Genomic DNA, 16,921 nt, shown 5'->3' on the forward strand with positions numbered 1-16,921 from the left:
GCTTTAGTCTTGAGCTTCAACTATTTTTCCATCACGTACAAAAATCGTTCGATCCGTGTACTCAGCTACTTCAAGCTCATGCGTTACAATGGCAATGGTTGCTCCTTCTTTGTTCAAATCTGATAACAGCTCCATGATCGATTCACTCGTTTTTGTATCAAGTGCACCTGTAGGTTCATCGGCAAGAATAATAGCTGGTTGATTGACAATTGATCTTGCAATCGCCACACGTTGTTTTTGTCCACCAGAAAGAGCGCTCGGTAAGAATGCGCACTTTTCGATCAATCCCACTTTTTCAAGCGCCCACTTCGCTCGCTCTTCTCGTTCTTTTCTTCTCACACCGGCATAAACCATAGGTAATTCAACATTTTTCTGTACGCTTAACCGCGGTAAGAGATGAAACTGTTGAAAGATGAAGCCAATTTTCCGGTTCCGAATGTTAGCCAAGTCGACTTCACTCAACTCACTAATTTTTTGACCTTCCAACCAATTTTCTCCCTCTGTGGGCTGATCCAAACAGCCAAGCAAATTCATAATTGTCGACTTTCCAGAACCCGAGGGACCCATTATTGATAAGAAGGCGCCTTTTTCTATTTCAAGATTAATGTTTGATAAGACAGGAAACTGATTGGGACCGAGGCGAAACGACTTTGTTACATCTTCCAGTCTAATCATGTGACTCTACTGCCATCCCTTCTGTTATCACACTATCATGAAGAATAACTTGATCGTCTGTACTAAGGCCCTTCGTCACTTCAAATACATTCCTCTCTGTAATTCCAATTTCAATGTTGCGCTTAACAGTTCGGCCCTCTTCCATTACATAGACAAAGGCTTCTTCATTCGTTTGTTCGATCGCTTCACTTGGGATCGTTAATGCTTCCTTTTCCTCAAGAACCACGTTCATAATCATTTGATAACCGGGCTTTAATAATTCTGTTTTGCCTTTGTTGATTTTTACTGTTATAGGGTACTGAACCATGGCCGTCTCTCCCCCTAATAGACTGTCTTCAATGGGAAAGTAACCAATTTGATGAACAGATCCTTGCCATTCTTCACCTGGAAACATGTCTGAAGCAATTCGGACATCTTGACCTTCAGCTAACAAAATAGAGTCATATTCACTAAGAAATCCTGTAACGACAAATTCATCTGCCACGATCTCTAGCAGTTTGTCTGATTGGCTATTCGAATCTGGGATCATCACTTTTCCTTTCGCGTCACTATGTACCGTCAGATTCTCTTCTAATTTGTTTAACTCATCACGTTGGATCAAAAGTTGACGTAAATCAAGATTTGCCATTCTTTTATCTAAACGGAGTTGGTCTGTTTCAGCCTGAAACTGCTTCTCTGTCTCTTCTTTTCCCATTTCGTTATAGGCCCGTTCTTTTTCTTCAGCTAATTGTTTTTCTTGGCGTTCAATATGATTAATACGAAGATACCCTGACTCTATTTGAAGCTCTAACAATTCTTGATCCATCTTTATATTTCTATTAGAATAGCGGACTAAAGGAGTTCCTTGTTCTACTTTATCTCCATCTTCAACGAGCAGTTGATATTCCCCGCCAAGTTCCGGATTGTTGAGGATCGTTTCTTTCTTTAGTAACTCTACTTTGCCAGGAATCATCACTTCATTTACTACCTCTATCATTTCAGGATTGACCGTTTTAACCGTTACTGTTCCGCTTGCATTTGTTTTCATAACACCATTCCATATAAAAAGGCTTATCGCTAAGCCAACACCAACAAAGATCAGAATCTTCTTCTTATTCATTGGTCATCTCACCCCTCTTCTCTAATCAAGTAAGAATCATTCCCTTACGCTAAACAGTCATTTGGAGTCCGCAAGAAGAGACCGGGGCAACAGAGTTTTCCTTAACGAAAATGGAAACGCAATACCCGCTAAGGTTATCGTCGTTCCTATTTTCAATAAAACTGTTATGTCCCAGCCTCTTCTTACTATTTAGCGGTGCTCTTTCTAAGAATAGAAAACCAAATAGACATTGCACAGTATTAAGAAAACAGTCGCTAGCATAAATACGAGACTCGCTTTTTTGTCTTCTTTCCAAAATAGAAAGACCAAAACAAAGGAAGTAATAATCAACACTGCTATAATGATGTTTGTGAACATACCTCTCTCCCCTTTACTTTTTATGAATACTTTTGACAAAATAATCTTCCAAACTGCCATCCTCATCTACTATTTTCTTCGTTGCCGTAGTTGTTGATACAACTCTTCCTTTATCGATAATAATTATGTAATCACAAATAGTTTGAGCAGCATCTAATTGATGAGTTGATAAAAGGATACTATTCCCTTCAGAAACATACTTCTGCAACACTAGTTTTATGTCTCTAATGCTGATTGGATCAATTCCAGAGAAGAATTCATCCAATAGAAGAATTTTAGGTTTCTTTAGTAGAAAAGGAATTAAAGAAAGCTTCTTCTTCATGCCTAATGAGTATTCAGAAACCCTTTTATGAATCGAATCGTTAAGCTTTAACAGTTGTAAATAATAGGTGTAATCTTCTAAATCATGGTTCAATAAGTCACTCATAAACGAAAGGTATTCGTGTCCAGTCAAGACAGGGTAGACTAACGGTGTATCTGGTAAAAACATAACCTTGTCTCTATCCTTCTTTTCAAGCGGATTACCTGCTACCGAAATGATGCCATCATCCCTTGGGATAATGTTACTAATGGCTTTCAGTGTTGTTGTTTTACCAGCTCCATTTTGCCCGAGAAATCCAACAATAGCACCTTCCGGAAGCCAGAACGACAGATTATTTAATATAGGAGTTTCTCCAATTTTTTTCGTTAAATTAGATACTTCCAAAGAGATTCTTTTCGTTTCTTTTTGCATTATTTATATCTCCCAATAAAGTAATAATCTTTACGTACCTTTCTTTTAAATAGATTGATCACAGTCAGGGCAGCAATCCCTTTTACTAACAATAATGAACTATTGATCATAACCAGTTTCGTCAAATCAATCATATCTAATAGATACAAAACGCACGGAAGCATGAGCAATGGTATGAATACCCCTACTGTTAATAAGTTCGATAATGATGAAGTCATTTTTTGATCGGCAAATTCTCCTACCTGTTCTAGATTAAAATAATGGAATTGCGCATTATAGACAGTAGGAATGTACAAGATCATAGTAAAGACCAGGATAGACACACCTTGACTGACGACTAACCATAACAAGAGTTGTACGTTAAATGTGAATAGAAACAAAACGATCTGACTTACTAAGATAGGTATCGCAGCATAAGTAATAAATACAACCAACTTCTTTTTCAATAAAAACCACAGATTCTCTTCATTGTTTAAATAAAGTAATGCATTCTCCCCTTCACTATCTAGAGAAAAGTACCCTTTATACGTACTATAAAATCTCTCACAATAAAAATAAGTATGGAAATAGACAAACAAATAGAGAAGGAAGATAACTAGCTTATTCCCCCACTCTGCGTCAATGACCAAACCTAGAAACACACCCGTGATCAACCAAAATCCTAGATCTCCACCCAATTGACCTATTTGCCTGAACACAATCGGAGATCGGTAGAATAGTTTGTAAAAAATGCTATTTTGCTTCATCCATTTCAACTTAAACAGTAGCTTTGAATGAACCGATTCAATGACAGGTAACAGCGAATAATGATAGCTGTACTTATATTCATCGATGAATATGTATCTTTGTAATAGAAACAAAATAAACATAGAAACTAGAATCCCTATCACAATGAGAATAAATAACGAAAACAATTCATTGTTGTATATGAAGTAGGCAAAATAGTTATTTGGCATCCACAACTTTGTAAACAGAAATGAGATACTTTCACCAAAGATTTGGTAGCCATCGTAAATCCAATTCTCTAATTGCTCACTCGTAAAGTCAGATGAAAAAAAGGGAATCTGTTGTAACCACGGAACAAACAACACCGAAAGGCGATACCCTATTACTAGAGCAATCGTTTTTAAAGTGATCAATTGAATAAGCAAAATATAGCGATTTACTCGATAGCTCCTATACAAGACGTATAAATAGGAAATAACAGCAAAAAGAAAACTGATCCATAAGTACATCAGAGTAAGAATAAGAGTGAATAAGAGGACAAACCATATACTTTTTCCCATGGCTAAACTTAATGAAATACCTAGAGAAAGGATTCCTAGCGCAAATGGTCGATAATTCCAAATGATTGATTCAATTAATAAAAAAGTCTGCACATACTGCGGTGTCCATGAGTAATTTTGTAACAATACCTTATCCTCTGAGAATAGGCTCCATAAGGAAGACTTAGCCCCTACAAATCCGCAAAAAAGAATGACTAGTAGAAAGTAGATATTCCATAGGAAGTATGTATTATTTTGAAGATTAGCTAATTGTTCTATAATAAATCTTGAAGTAACACTATGATCTTCTAAAGATAGAATCTTTTCATTTAAAATGATAAATCGAAAGATCGAATAATAAATGACCGTATAAGAAATGGCTTTAATGAAATCGATTAAAAAGAGGAAAAGGCCAACCCTAGAACCCCACTTCCCTTTCAGAAAATAGAAGGCACCCCAAGTGTTATGCCACCTAATATACGTTTTCCACTTTAGCCAACTGTAGAGACCTTGCATCTAATCATCACCTTACAAGGCAGCCGTAATAAATCCTTCTATAAAAGCAGCTGCTAATATTAAGAAAAAAACGCTTATGAGACCTTTTTTAATAAATGTCAACTCCTTCTTAGAGTTAAAATAAAAGGTAAGTCCAAGTAATCCGATGCTTGCCGAAATGAGAAAACCAACCACCTCGAAGATTGCATGTGGCAGTAATTTCAATAAAACTTCTTGTATATCTAATCCAATGAGAAGCAAACTTTTCACTCCAGTACCTAGAAAGAAACCATTTAACATTAAAAGAAAAAAGGTAGGAATGCTAAACAGGAATATTCCTGACATTAAAATAAGACAAACGAATAGGTTATTAACAAACAAATCAAACGTTAAGCCCATACCTGGGTCCGGTTTCTCCAGCTGATCTTGACTGCCTATTAATTGCAGATAATCTCCCGTTAGAAACCCAATTGAAAAGGTAACGACAAACAAACAGATAGATATAATCAACAGTACTTTCATGCTTCTAAAATATTTCATCGGTTTCGTTTAGCTCCTTTAAGACAAACATTGTGCATGAGCTGAATGGGAAAAAGGGAATGAAAGTGACGCTTTCAATTCCCCGACCTTGTTAATGAATAAGATACTATTAAGCTACAATTGCTTTTTTACCTTCAGCACGAAGAGCCATTCTTAGTGCAGCAAGACCAACTCCCAATCCGCTTAACATCGTAACAATTGAGCCGATTGCCATTCCAGCATCAACCATTGATGCTGCAACTTCAGCTGCAGTCTTAGGAATACCTAAGGCTACTAATGCGTCTAATACGAACAACGTTTCCATTTATTCTCACCTCCTTTCAAGAGTAAACGTAGAATTTTATATAAAAAATGAACTTACTGTTTTGATTAGCAGATAGGTAACGAATACAATCGTGAACGTTTTGCCAAAGCTATATTTTCCGTTATATACATAGAAACCAGCCGCTACGATCACCGCAGACCAAACTTGAAATAGCTCTACTGTGTTTAAAATATGTAATACGATAGGAAGATCGACAAAGCCAGCAACAAGGTAAGCTAGACTGAAGATAGACAAAACGTTACCTTCCATAAATCCTTGTATGAAAAATGAATTTATGAATAAACTTAAAGAATTCGGTAGTTGAGCTAGAATAATCACAAACATGATCGTTTTAAAATTCATTGTTTTAAAGAAAAATAGACTGATAAGTTTAAAGATAATACCTAAGAAAATGATATTGACAAAAGTAATAAATAGTTGAAAACCACTCATAATCACTACTAATAATGTCTCAGGAATGTCGACGGACAATTCGACTAATTCTTCGACAAAAAGCGTATCAATTAAATTTAGAATCGAGAAATACTGGAGAATGCTAATCGTGATTAAGATGAATAAAATATTAATGAATGCTTTATTAGCTTGTTCTATCTTTTTAAATGTTTCCAATGGCTTTCCTAAAACTTCTAACCAGTAAAACAAAGTACCACTCCCTCTTTTCTAACCACACATCGTAAGCAATCACTTGCCTTAATCAAATAGTATCATTCCCTATCATCCGCTATACCGACAGCCTCTGTCGGTATTCCGCCATTCCGTTGCAGCAACAAAAAAGGTTGTCCCAAAACGGTCTAATTCTGACCTTTTTTGGGACAACCCGATTGCATCGACTTATTTAATAATGATTTCTGGAACTAACTTTTCTTTTAACGCTTTTTCGACTGCTTCTACTCTTGAGGCGACTCTTAGCTTTCTGTAAATACTACTCAAGTCTCGCTCTACGGACCGTTGACTCAAAAACAGCAATTCAGCAATTTCTAAATTTGTTGTTCCTTTTACTACTTCTATTAATATTTGTTGCTCTCGATCCGTTAGGGCTGTAGTTTCGGCGGCTTCGTTAGCACCATTTCGATAGACTCTTATTTTCTTCATTAATTCTAATGGCATCAGAATATACCCTTGGAAGGCGGATTGAACAGCCAAACGTATTTGTTCACTCGAACTATTCTTGCTGATTACTCCATCTGCTCCCATGTCGACACATAGATTGAAATGAGATTCTACATCTAGACCTGTATACATAATCACTCTTGTTTCTGGATGCTTTGCTTTTATCTCTTTCATCCATTCCAATCCGTTTTTCCCTGGAAGATGCATATCCATTAACACTAAATCAAACGTACTAGAACGAAGAACAGCCTCAATTTCACTTTCTGTGCTTGCAAGTGAAATATCAATATTCTCTAATTGTTCAATAATGGCCTTCGTTCCCACTCCTACCGCTTCATGATCATCTACTATTAATAATTTTTTCATTCGTGTTCAACACCTACTGTATGGGAAGAGTTATTTCAATCTTCAACCCAGTCGTTTCTTTATTTTCAATTGCGATTGTGCCACCTTTAGCTGAGACGCGTTGCTTCATCCCGAAAATCCCAAAGTGTCCATCCTTATGCAAATCCTCTATGTTATCAAAACCCTTACCATTATCATCATAGTAAAGATATAATTCATCCCCTACTCCAACAATTCGTACAGCCATCTTCGTACCTTCCGCATGTTTGATTCCGTTGTTGACCAACTCTTGGACGAGTCGATAAACCGTTCGAAACATTTGAGTCGAAAGAGGCCTACTCACATAGTAATCAAGATCAATTTCATAGGATGACCGCAATATTTTATTTTCAATGAAACTTCTTACTATTTTCTCTAAGTCCATCAGCCTCTCATCAGGTGGCTGAAGTTCTTGCAACGCTTCTCTAGTAATCGAGATCATATCCTCTGTATTCTCTTCTAATTGCTTAACTTGGTGAATATGAAACTGCTTGTGCATGGAATCCTTTTCCAACTCGATACGATGGCGCTCTAGCTGCCTTCTATGCAAGATCATTTCTTGCAATACCGTATCATGAAGATCGAGAGCTAGATTCATTCTTTCCTTTTCTGCCCAATTAAAAAATAAATGTTCGATCCATTGAGTATTTTCCTTCTGATTCGCTTGTTCTTGTAGCTCCGAAACAACTTCTTCCACTTTTTTTAGATTTTCAAGCTTGATCGTCAAATACGAATTGACCACTATCACCCAATCTTCTTCAATACTGCTTAATTTTCTTCGGCCTGGAATCCTTCCGATGATAACGTAATGAGTCGGTCCTTCACTGCCAATTTCAAAACGAATGAATTTCTTTTCCAAGAGAGGATCTTCTGTTTCGTTAGATTGCTTTTGAGTTTGTTCAATCTTCACGTCTCGCATTCCGAGAACATCCTTTATTTCAAGTTCAATAATTTTCAAAATACGTTCTCGATTGTTTTCCGTCCGAATGAGAGCATTTAGCTTCGTAAGGCTTTCTAAGTAAAAGGTTCGATTCGAAAAAAGCCGATTTCGCAGCCTTCTATCTACCGTTTCCTTGATAAACATGAAGACCATCGAAACGAACAATAAACTACCATATAATTGAACAACCGTGAAACCATCTACTTTATGAGATCCAAAAACCAAAATAACAACAACACTTAGGAATGCCAATATAACGGCAACAAAGAAATAATATAACAACTTATTAATTGTTAGCTTAGCAAAATAGTAATTGTCTGTCACAAGTACATACAGCAACGTGATCGGAATCAACAACAAGAATAATAAGGCTATCTCGAGTGGCAAAATAGATGCTTTCACTAATAGATCTGGAATTAAGTAAAAACAGATAAATGGAATGACACTAACGAGCAAAGTATGGGCCATGACATTGATTCTTTTTTCATATTTCGTTTGTGAAACTTTACGCTTCAAAAAGGCTAAGAGAATGATCGCCAGAGAAATCGATGTGAACAAACAAAAAAGGAATGCCTGCCCGCAAGACTTGGCAGAAGATACAAAACGAGAAAATAGAGTAAGATTAGCAAAACACTGCTATAACCAAAGAAACGTCTTACTTGCTTGCTCCATTTCGTTTGCCTATGCTCTACCACCATATTTAGTACGAGTTTAAAATAGAGGAATGGCAATAATAAGATGGAAAGAGTATAGATGTGCCTAATAAATAAAAACTGTTTCCCATATAACCACGCTGTCACTAAACAAAGAGATAATATTAGTAAAAAGAAAACGAGTTCAATGTGTTTATCGCTTTGAAGCAATTTCTTATTTGAGATAAGAATTGCAATAACAGATAAAATTAATGCAAATAACGGCATTAATACATAGGTGATATATTGACTGATTAATCGAAGGGAATGAGCAAATGTAAAATCAAGCCGTTCATTTTCTCTTTCCACCGTGATCGCAGAGACTTGTTCTACTCGTCTATTGACAATCTGGTCTTCAAACGATTGCTGTCCATCGATCTCGACTAATTTATCTCCTACCTGCAAGCCAGCAACATAACCCGCTCCCACTTCGTCTAAATAATTAATGTGATAACTGCCTTCCTCTTCCTTAACAAATATCCCAATATACAATGTCGAAATACTAATAACATTTAAATAAGCGATAAAAAAAAGCAAGAACCCAATACCGATGATTCTTACTGTTCTCACATTTAATTTCTCCAAGCTTTTCTAATCGCTGCATCTACAATCGTGTTCGATTGAAAGACCTCTCTTAGTAGTTCATTTTCTTCAATGGTCAAACCGACCATTTGAACGGTCCCTGCTTTTACTTTTTCAATTAAGTCTGGATTTTCCATGATATACTGAATGATTTCCTGCATTTAACTCATCCTTTCGATATAACGTACTAAATGATTAATGTTGTGTGAGTATACTGGGGTTTGCTTAACGGCTTGGATAAAGTTCTTCTCGCTTTTTTTAATATAAAAATGACAAAATGGGATCGCACCTTTATTTTCAAATTCGCTAATCACTTCGTCTTTGAAACTCAGAAGTTGACGATACGTCAGCTTAGAAGAATAGTACCTCCCTATTAAACTATCGCGATCATGCATCATATAAAGGACAGGAAATATCATCCTTTTATTTTGAAGATCCGTATGTGTATCGATTTCATAGATGGCATCTATATCATTATAAATTTGGGCAATTGTCCCAAGATAGCCAGAGTACAGTTTGATTTGATCTAGTACTTGTTCATTCTCAATACCTGCAGCAATTGCTCCAGTAGAACCAGCAAGGTTGAAAAGCGCTCCGGACTTTTGTGAAGCCATCTTATGATAATCCGCTTCATCTTTTACCGAATTACTCAAGTCTAGTGCCTGTCCATTAGCAGACTCTATCAACGACTGACAGCAAATATCTTTAATCTTCGTTACGACTAAAGAAGGAAACGAAAGCTCATCAAGCAAGGATAAAGTCAATGGAAGTAGCATAAATGCTCTATTCATGATTAAACCTTTCTCATCCTTAATGTCGCCATCTTGTATATCATCTAACTGATCTGTTAAATAAATGATTAAATCAATGATCGCACCAAGCTGTTCATGCCTCTCATCAAGTTCTGAAACTCCTTCTATATGAGCAAACATCCACTCACTAAAGAAAAACGATCGCGAGCTTACCTCTTCTATCATTTGATCAAGATCAAAGGAAGTTAGCTTTTCTTCGATCTTACTATTCCTAAATAATTCCTTTATGACCACCTTCTTTTTGCACATCACTATCAATCTCTCATCCTTTTCGTTTCATACCACATTTTAAAAACAGCCAGGAGAATTTGTCAAGTTTTGTATATTTTTCTTTTATATCCCTTTAACACCTAACAAAGGAAATACAACCAAACTGAAAAACCCCTCGCTCAATCAGAGCAAGAGGTTCCTGTTCATATTCGACAAATCTCGGGGCGTGCCAGGCACCACCCTACTCCACTAAATCCTCAATCGACTCAACATCCATATAAGCAGGCACTACTAACCCTAGCTTCGTTCCAGTTAAGTTTGAACCTAAGTCTTCAAACTGACCTTCATATTCAGCGTAGTAATCCGCATGCGTTGTTGGCAACCACGCACCTACCATTGCATCACCACTACCACTTGCAATTCCAGCCCACATTGGACCTGCGTCAACTTGTACCAAATCAACATCAAATCCGATGCTTTCAAGTGCATATTCGACAACGTGTGAGCTAGCAATTACATCATCCCATGCTACATAAAGAAGTGTTAACTCTTCACCGTCAACCTCGTTTACTCCTTCCGTCCACGTACTAACTAACTCTTCATTTTCGCTTGCCCATTGGGCTGCAGCGTCACTTGGGTTTTGACCTTCTTGAATTAAGTTCATAACTGTTTCTAAGTGTTCCGGTCCCCAATTAAATTGATCAAGAAGCTGATAACCTTCAGGGTGATCTTCTTGTAATCCTTGACGAGCAATTGTGTGGACATCTTCAGCTCCACCATAAACGCCTTTTGGATCATCTAAGTATTTTAAGTCAAAAGCTGCAAATTTCCAGTGTGGACTCCAGCCTGTTACAATAATTGGCTCCTCATTGTCATAAGCTCTCTTTAAAGCGGCAGTCATTGCAGCACCCGAACCCTCGACGATGTTCCAATCTTCAAGACCGTATTCAGGTACTACTTCATTGATTGTTAGATTCATAATTCCTGCACCAGGGTCAATTCCTACGATCGTGTGATCAAACTGCTCCCCTACAGAACTTGTTTCCGATGTACCACTTGTTTCTTCTCCTCCACATGCAGCTAACCCTAACGTTAGTGCTACTGCGGATGTGATTCCTACTAATTTTTTTAACATTACACAGTTCCCCCTTGTTTTTTCTTTCCTATATTTTGAGTGAGGCGGTCTAGTAAAATAGCCATAATGACGATCGCTAAACCAGCTTCAAACCCTGCACCTGTTCGAATTTGTGTCACAGCACGATAGACTTCTGTTCCAAGTCCAGGAGCACCAACCATCGATGCGATGACAACCATTGATAAAGCAAGCATGATGCTTTGGTTAATCCCAGCCAAAATCGTTGGCATAGCTAAAGGCAGTTGAACTTTGACGAGCTTTTGTTTCGTTGTTGAACCAAATGCTTCTGTTGCCTCAATTAAATCAGCTGGCACTTGCTTAATTCCAAGAATCGTTAGACGAATCGTTGGTGGCATTGAGAAGATAACCGATGCAATAACGCCCGGTACAACACCAATACTAAAGAAAAAGATTGCTGGTAATAAGTAGACAAAAGCCGGCATCGTTTGCATCAAGTCTAAGATCGGCGTAATCACTTGTCGTGCTCGTTCACTTTGTGATGCCCAAATACCAACTGGGATTCCAATGACGATTGAAATCAATACCGCCGTCAACACGAGCGCTAACGTCTCTAGCATTTGTCCCCAGTAACCTAGATTATCAATTAGAAAAAGCCCCGCGAATGCAAATATCGCAATTCTATTATTACAAACCTTCCAAGCTAGTAAACTGACAAGAATCATTAAAATAATCGAAGGGATAAAACCTAAACCTGAAACGATTCCTTCTACGAAAAACCTAATACCAGTCGAAATTCCATCAAACAATCCGCCAAACGAATTAATCATCCAATTTACTAACACATCAATCCAATCAGCTAAAGGGAGTCTCGGTAGAATTCCTTCCACGTTACATCACCTCCTTAGCTAACGGTACTTCTGGTTCACTAACTTCATTAATATACTGTTCGTTCCCTGCAAGAGCACCAATCACCGCACCTCTAATGAGAATTCCTTTTAATCGGTTATTCTCATCTGTCACCGCAACCGGGATCGTTGATGTGGACACTTTATCAAATAAGTCGATTAAAACCGTGTCTGTTTGAACGACATTGATCTCCTTGTCCAAGTAAGCCTCGATCGACTCATTTCTCTCAGCTGCTTTTGACGTGTCTTTTGCGGTAATGGCACCGAGAAGTTTTTGCTGCTTATCGACGACATAGATTGAAGAGATTCCTAAGCCCTTCATTAGTTTCAGAGCAACACGAGGACCTTTATCAATTTGAACCGTCTCCGCACGCTTCATGACATGTTGCGCCGTAAGGACTTTCGCAAGATCAACATCCTCTACGAACCTCTCGACATATTCATTAGAAGGGTTCATTAATATTTCTTCCGGTGTTCCAATTTGTACGATGTTTCCATCCTTCATAAGAGCGATTCTGTCACCGATCCGTAGCGCCTCATCTAAATCGTGGGTAATGAAGACAATCGTTTTTTCCATCGTAGATTGTAATTCTAGCAACTCATCCTGCATATCTTTTCGAATTAAAGGATCCAATGCACTAAAGGCTTCATCCATTAAAAGAACATCAGGATCATTTGCCAGCGCTCTCGCAAGCCCCACACGTTGCTGCATTCCACCACTTAGTTGATCAGGATATTGATTTTCATAACCTTTAAGTCCAACTAACTCTAATGCTTCTAATGCCTTTTCACTTCGATCAGCCTTTTCAACACCTTGAATCTCTAACCCATACTCCGTGTTTTCAAGCACCGTTTTGTGAGGGAACAAGGCAAACTTTTGAAAGACCATACTAATTTTCTTTCTTCTTACTTCCCTTAATTCTTCCTTGCTCAACTTCACGATATCTTTTCCATCAATTTGAACTTGCCCCATTGTCGGGTCAATCAGACGATTAAGCATTCGTACTAACGTCGATTTTCCACTTCCGGATAATCCCATGATGACAAAGATCTCACCTGACTTCACTTCAAAGGACGCTCGGTTAACCCCAACCGTTGAACCTGTTTCCTTTAAAATTTCTTCCTTGGATTTTCCTTCTTTCGTTAGCTGTATCGCCTTCTTTGATGATTTTCCAAAGATCTTGGTCACATCACTAACTTTTATTTTTATGTTTTCCTCCATTTTTTTCACCTCGTTTAATTCGCCGCTTAGGACTTTTTTATTATAGCTTGATTGATTCTATTGACTCAAACAGTATATTCAACCTGTTTCATCCATATAGTTCGTTTAATATTTATTAAACGTATTGAACGACGACATTCTTTACACATCCTCTTAAATGGTCCAACTTCCACTAGAAAAGCAAACTTTACAATCTTCTCTTGAATAGGTAGTCTTAACATAGCGAAAGTAGTCTATATAGGATGTGAGATAGATGAACGACAACGAAGCATTACAACAGTCCAGAACAAGGGTGATCGAAGCCATTTCGCAAAATATGTACCTATATGGAGTCAGCCCTTCCATCGGACGTCTATACTGTCTTCTTTTCTTTTCAGATAAACCATTAACACTCGATGAAATGAAAGAAGAACTCGGAATGAGCAAAGCAAGTATGAGCCTCGCCGTTAGAACCTTACTTGATTTACAAATGGTTGAAAAGACTTGGAAGAAAGGCGTAAGAAAAGATTTATACGTAGTCAATGACGACTCGTACCAACGCTTTTTTGATTACTTTACAACAAAATGGCGATCAGCCTTGACGATGAATACAAGTGCGATAAAAAAAACCCTTTCTGAGCTACAACAGCTCCTTGCAAATCCGGACACGTCTGAAGACGTTCGCAAGCATGCCCAAACTGATATTGAAAAACTCGAAAGATGGGTCGAATATTACGGTTGGCTCGGCAAACTCATCGACAGCTTTGAAACAAAGGAAATCCTCGACTTTATTCCGATTGAGGAGAAGAAGGAATAAAGGGACCAAGAAAATCCTTACGACAGTGAAACACGGTCGTAAGGATTTTTTGTGCTGTGTGTGCTTTTTTGGTTAATCGACAAATCTCGGGGCGTGCCAGGCACCCCCAGACGACCAGAAACTTCAAAAATCTCAAATCCTTGTTCTTCCACTGTTACCTCAATCGTCCCTCTTTTCGCTGGCTTCCTTTCTTGAGTTAACACATTTTTCAACCTCGCATTTGTCAGTCGGTCTTGTTGATACAGTTCGGCTAAATCAAATGTTTGTTCAGCTCCTTTATTCACGAAAACGAGTAAGCGTGCGTCTTGATCCTCACGCTCAAACACAAGCACATCATCATTTACAAATATCTCTTTGAACGTCCCTGTGCGCAAAGCAGAATACTCCGCTCTTAAGGCAATGATGTCTTGATAATGGGCAAATAGATCAGGATCTTGCTCTTCCTTATTCCAAATCATCATTTCGCGATACCAGCGATCTTTCCAGTCACTATAGTGATGATGGTTTCCACTTTGTGACATGCCGACTTCCGTTCCGTAATAAATCATCGGTGCCCCAGGTAACGTAAATTGAGTAAAGGACGCAAGCTTTAGCTTATTGCTGTCATTCCCCGCTTCATATAAAAAGCGCGGTACATCATGGTTATCCAAAAAGGTCGTCATCACGTATTCTGGATGATACGTCGCTTCATTTTCTTTGAGTAAGTTGCTAACCTGTTTCATCGAACCGTTGTTGGCAAAAGTTTGTTTAAACGTATCGTGAAAGCCAAAATCAAGAGCTCCATCTAACTTTCCAGAGTAGGAGTTGATCTTTTCTCGGCTGTCCCAAACCTCACCAAAAATAAAATAGTCTTGATCCATCTGTTTCACTGCATGGCGGAAGTCTACCCAGAAGCTGTAGCTCGGCCCCTTCGCATAATCTAAACGGTACCCATCAAAGTCAACCTCCTCCAACCAGAAAGGAATAACTTCCTCAAGCATCCAGTCTCTTGTAGCTTGATTGTCATTATTCAACTGTGGCAGACTTTCAACTCCGTAAAAGGTTTCATAAGAGCCGTCTTCGTAAAATGTATAATAATCGTAGTAAGGACTATTTTCCCCATTTTTCAAAGCATCTTGAAAGAAAGGATGTTCACTTGAACTATGGTTTGGAACCATATCATAAACGACTTTCATGTCACGCTCATGAGCTTTCGCAATTAACTCTTTTAACACTTCAAGTGAACCAAAGTTCTTATCTACATCTAGAAAGTCCATCGGATGATAGCCATGAGAGTATGGGCCTTCAAAAACAGGCGATAAGTAAAGCGTATTAACCCCTAATTCATCTAAGTAATCGAGCTTTTCAATAATGCCTTCAAGGTCGCCACCCATCCAACCTTTTAATGCTTCCTCTAACCCAACTTCCTCAACATCAACTGTATCGTAATTGTTCTTTTCGTTTCCATCTTTAAAACGGTCAACAAAGATGTGATAAATAACGGCATCTTTTGCCCAATCTGGAGATGTGAACTCATCTACATAATAAGCAAATTCAGTAGCCTCTGTAGAAACTAAGCTATTCGTATCCGCAAACTGAGAACCTTCACCCTCTTCATTCCAAATATCCACCTTATACTTAACAGGGGTCTCATTCGCTTGAGCAGGAATCTTCCCTTCTAACACAGAGACATAGCCACGACCTCTTTCATCTGTTGACACGACGCTCATCGGAACAGCTTGCCCTACATAAGCTTCCCCTCTTGCCCCTTGTGGTGAAGCACCATCTGTTGTAAAGTAAATGCTCCCATCGGTAATCGGGCCATAATGCTCGACTTCAACGGTAACCGTAACGTCATCCTTTTCATTTGGGATAAATGGCGAATGGTGAAAATCATGATTGACGTTACTTGCAATCGGAATTCCTGTCCAAGCTGCCACTGTATCCTCAACGATATTTTCCTCTTCTGTGAACGTAACAGTACGGTGGTGATCTCTTACTTCTTGGTACTTTGCATCACCTAAACCATAGCGATATCGCAACTCTTCACCAGCAGGTCCTCTTAACGTAATCGAATAGAGTCCATCTTCTTCCATCGTCATTCGTGTCACTTCATAATTAAAGCTATTCATACTGGAGGCAACGGTTAAGGCAGCCCAATCTGGAGTCTCTTCCGGAACGCTCACCCGCAACGTTACTTGTCCATCGTATGCCGTAGCCGGTCGAACATCAATCAGCCTCTCCTCATCTGGATGAAAGACAAACTGATAGTCCCCTGTCTGAGGAATCGTATACTCTAAATTAGCACCTGGCATCCATTCGCCATCATAGACAAACTTGTACTCTACCTTTTGACCACCTACAAAGGAAATAGGCTCCGTAATCCAGACACCCTCTTCCTCATTAAACAGCAAAGAATGATCATTGCCATCCCACCGCAAAGGATCGACACTTCCCCTTAGTACAACACTGTCATACCGATCCGCATCACCAGACCACTGACCATGAACCGGTTGGACAAACGTTGGCGCAAACATAATCAACAACAAGATCATCGACAAAAACAAAACAGAAAATCGCTTCATCCGACACCCTCCAAATCCAAATTATCGAAACCGCTTTAATAAAACGCTTACATTAATCTTATTGGGAAAACAGACTAACTTCAAGCCCTTTTCCAGATGAATAACAAAAATGATTATAT

General features: G+C 38.4%; 17 protein-coding genes. 1 reads left to right on the forward strand and 16 read right to left on the reverse strand.

Annotation, left to right across the window (positions count from 1 at the left end; translation table 11 throughout):
• Positions 1-3: 3 nt before the first annotated feature.
• From BkAM31D_RS20525 to proV, 15 genes are all read right to left on the reverse strand, one after another.
• Positions 4-675, reverse strand: coding sequence for an ABC transporter ATP-binding protein (locus tag BkAM31D_RS20525; protein WP_066157300.1), 672 nt, complete (start codon positions 673-675; stop codon positions 4-6).
• Complete coding sequence (locus tag BkAM31D_RS20530; protein WP_066157303.1) at positions 668-1,774, reverse strand: efflux RND transporter periplasmic adaptor subunit; 1,107 nt, start codon at positions 1,772-1,774, stop codon at positions 668-670. Before BkAM31D_RS20530 ends, BkAM31D_RS20525 begins: the two co-directional genes overlap by 8 nt.
• Positions 1,775-2,144: 370 nt before the next feature.
• Positions 2,145-2,864, reverse strand: a complete 720-nt coding sequence (locus BkAM31D_RS20535; RefSeq protein ID WP_066157306.1) for an ABC transporter ATP-binding protein — start codon at positions 2,862-2,864, stop codon at positions 2,145-2,147.
• Positions 2,864-4,645 carry a hypothetical protein gene (locus tag BkAM31D_RS20540; protein ID WP_066157309.1) on the reverse strand — a complete coding sequence of 594 codons (1,782 nt, stop codon included), beginning with the start codon at positions 4,643-4,645 and terminating at the stop codon, positions 2,864-2,866. Before BkAM31D_RS20540 ends, BkAM31D_RS20535 begins: the two co-directional genes overlap by 1 nt.
• A gap of 12 nt (positions 4,646-4,657) precedes the next feature.
• Positions 4,658-5,164: a stage II sporulation protein M gene (locus BkAM31D_RS20545; RefSeq protein WP_066157312.1), complete on the reverse strand. Its 507-nt coding sequence runs from the start codon at positions 5,162-5,164 to the stop codon at positions 4,658-4,660.
• 109 nt (positions 5,165-5,273) lie between these two features.
• Positions 5,274-5,468 carry a hypothetical protein gene (locus BkAM31D_RS20550; protein ID WP_066157315.1) on the reverse strand — a complete coding sequence of 65 codons (195 nt, stop codon included), beginning with the start codon at positions 5,466-5,468 and terminating at the stop codon, positions 5,274-5,276.
• Positions 5,469-5,504: 36 nt separating this feature from the next.
• Entirely contained in the window at positions 5,505-6,131 is a 627-nt protein-coding gene (locus tag BkAM31D_RS20555) for a hypothetical protein (protein ID WP_066157318.1), read from the reverse strand.
• Positions 6,132-6,320: 189 nt separating this feature from the next.
• Entirely contained in the window at positions 6,321-6,965 is a 645-nt protein-coding gene (locus tag BkAM31D_RS20560) for a response regulator transcription factor (RefSeq protein ID WP_066157321.1), read from the reverse strand.
• Positions 6,966-6,978: 13 nt separating this feature from the next.
• On the reverse strand, positions 6,979-8,481 hold the full coding sequence (locus BkAM31D_RS20565) for an ATP-binding protein (RefSeq protein WP_157108297.1): 1,503 nt from the start codon (positions 8,479-8,481) through the stop codon (positions 6,979-6,981).
• Complete coding sequence (locus BkAM31D_RS20570) at positions 8,445-9,185, reverse strand: PDZ domain-containing protein (RefSeq protein ID WP_085449841.1); 741 nt, start codon at positions 9,183-9,185, stop codon at positions 8,445-8,447. Before BkAM31D_RS20570 ends, BkAM31D_RS20565 begins: the two co-directional genes overlap by 37 nt.
• Before the next feature lie 2 nt (positions 9,186-9,187).
• A complete protein-coding gene (comX, locus tag BkAM31D_RS20575) occupies positions 9,188-9,358 on the reverse strand; it encodes a competence pheromone ComX (protein ID WP_084372324.1) in 171 nt (56 codons plus the stop codon).
• On the reverse strand, positions 9,359-10,258 hold the full coding sequence (locus BkAM31D_RS20580) for a polyprenyl synthetase family protein (RefSeq protein WP_066157330.1): 900 nt from the start codon (positions 10,256-10,258) through the stop codon (positions 9,359-9,361). It lies immediately after the preceding gene.
• 202 nt (positions 10,259-10,460) lie between these two features.
• Positions 10,461-11,354 carry a glycine betaine ABC transporter substrate-binding protein gene (locus BkAM31D_RS20585; protein WP_066157333.1) on the reverse strand — a complete coding sequence of 298 codons (894 nt, stop codon included), beginning with the start codon at positions 11,352-11,354 and terminating at the stop codon, positions 10,461-10,463.
• Positions 11,354-12,142, reverse strand: a complete 789-nt coding sequence (locus BkAM31D_RS20590; protein ID WP_066157611.1) for an ABC transporter permease — start codon at positions 12,140-12,142, stop codon at positions 11,354-11,356. The genes BkAM31D_RS20585 and BkAM31D_RS20590 overlap by 1 nt, the downstream gene beginning before the upstream one ends.
• A 61-nt stretch (positions 12,143-12,203) precedes the next feature.
• Positions 12,204-13,451, reverse strand: a complete 1,248-nt coding sequence (gene proV / locus BkAM31D_RS20595) for a glycine betaine/L-proline ABC transporter ATP-binding protein ProV (RefSeq protein WP_218017039.1) — start codon at positions 13,449-13,451, stop codon at positions 12,204-12,206.
• A gap of 244 nt (positions 13,452-13,695) precedes the next feature.
• On the opposite strand from proV, the gene BkAM31D_RS20600 reads away from it, so the two are divergent.
• Positions 13,696-14,238, forward strand: coding sequence for a GbsR/MarR family transcriptional regulator (locus tag BkAM31D_RS20600; protein WP_066157338.1), 543 nt, complete (start codon positions 13,696-13,698; stop codon positions 14,236-14,238).
• 17 nt (positions 14,239-14,255) lie between these two features.
• On the opposite strand, the gene BkAM31D_RS20605 is transcribed toward BkAM31D_RS20600, so the two are convergent.
• Positions 14,256-16,802, reverse strand: coding sequence for an alpha-amylase family glycosyl hydrolase (locus BkAM31D_RS20605; RefSeq protein ID WP_085449842.1), 2,547 nt, complete (start codon positions 16,800-16,802; stop codon positions 14,256-14,258).
• Positions 16,803-16,921 lie beyond the last annotated feature (119 nt).

The organism is Halalkalibacter krulwichiae (assembly GCF_002109385.1).
Taxonomy (GTDB): domain Bacteria; phylum Bacillota; class Bacilli; order Bacillales; family Bacillaceae_D; genus Halalkalibacter; species Halalkalibacter krulwichiae.

Bases quoted from the DNA above. Each gene is read 5' to 3' on its own strand.
- BkAM31D_RS20590 (WP_066157611.1), bottom strand. From the start codon at position 12,142: ATGATTAATTCGTTTGGCGGATTGTTTGATGGAATTTCGACTGGTATT.
- BkAM31D_RS20605 (WP_085449842.1), bottom strand. From the start codon at position 16,802: ATGAAGCGATTTTCTGTTTTGTTTTTGTCGATGATCTTGTTGTTGATT.
- BkAM31D_RS20560 (WP_066157321.1), bottom strand. From the start codon at position 6,965: ATGAAAAAATTATTAATAGTAGATGATCATGAAGCGGTAGGAGTGGGA.
- BkAM31D_RS20545 (WP_066157312.1), bottom strand. From the start codon at position 5,164: ATGAAATATTTTAGAAGCATGAAAGTACTGTTGATTATATCTATCTGT.
- BkAM31D_RS20585 (WP_066157333.1), bottom strand. From the start codon at position 11,354: ATGTTAAAAAAATTAGTAGGAATCACATCCGCAGTAGCACTAACGTTA.
- BkAM31D_RS20600 (WP_066157338.1), top strand. From the start codon at position 13,696: ATGAACGACAACGAAGCATTACAACAGTCCAGAACAAGGGTGATCGAA.
- BkAM31D_RS20530 (WP_066157303.1), bottom strand. From the start codon at position 1,774: ATGAATAAGAAGAAGATTCTGATCTTTGTTGGTGTTGGCTTAGCGATA.
- BkAM31D_RS20540 (WP_066157309.1), bottom strand. From the start codon at position 4,645: ATGCAAGGTCTCTACAGTTGGCTAAAGTGGAAAACGTATATTAGGTGG.
- comX (WP_084372324.1), bottom strand. From the start codon at position 9,358: ATGCAGGAAATCATTCAGTATATCATGGAAAATCCAGACTTAATTGAA.
- BkAM31D_RS20580 (WP_066157330.1), bottom strand. From the start codon at position 10,258: ATGTGCAAAAAGAAGGTGGTCATAAAGGAATTATTTAGGAATAGTAAG.
- BkAM31D_RS20550 (WP_066157315.1), bottom strand. From the start codon at position 5,468: ATGGAAACGTTGTTCGTATTAGACGCATTAGTAGCCTTAGGTATTCCT.
- BkAM31D_RS20535 (WP_066157306.1), bottom strand. From the start codon at position 2,864: ATGCAAAAAGAAACGAAAAGAATCTCTTTGGAAGTATCTAATTTAACG.
- BkAM31D_RS20525 (WP_066157300.1), bottom strand. From the start codon at position 675: ATGATTAGACTGGAAGATGTAACAAAGTCGTTTCGCCTCGGTCCCAAT.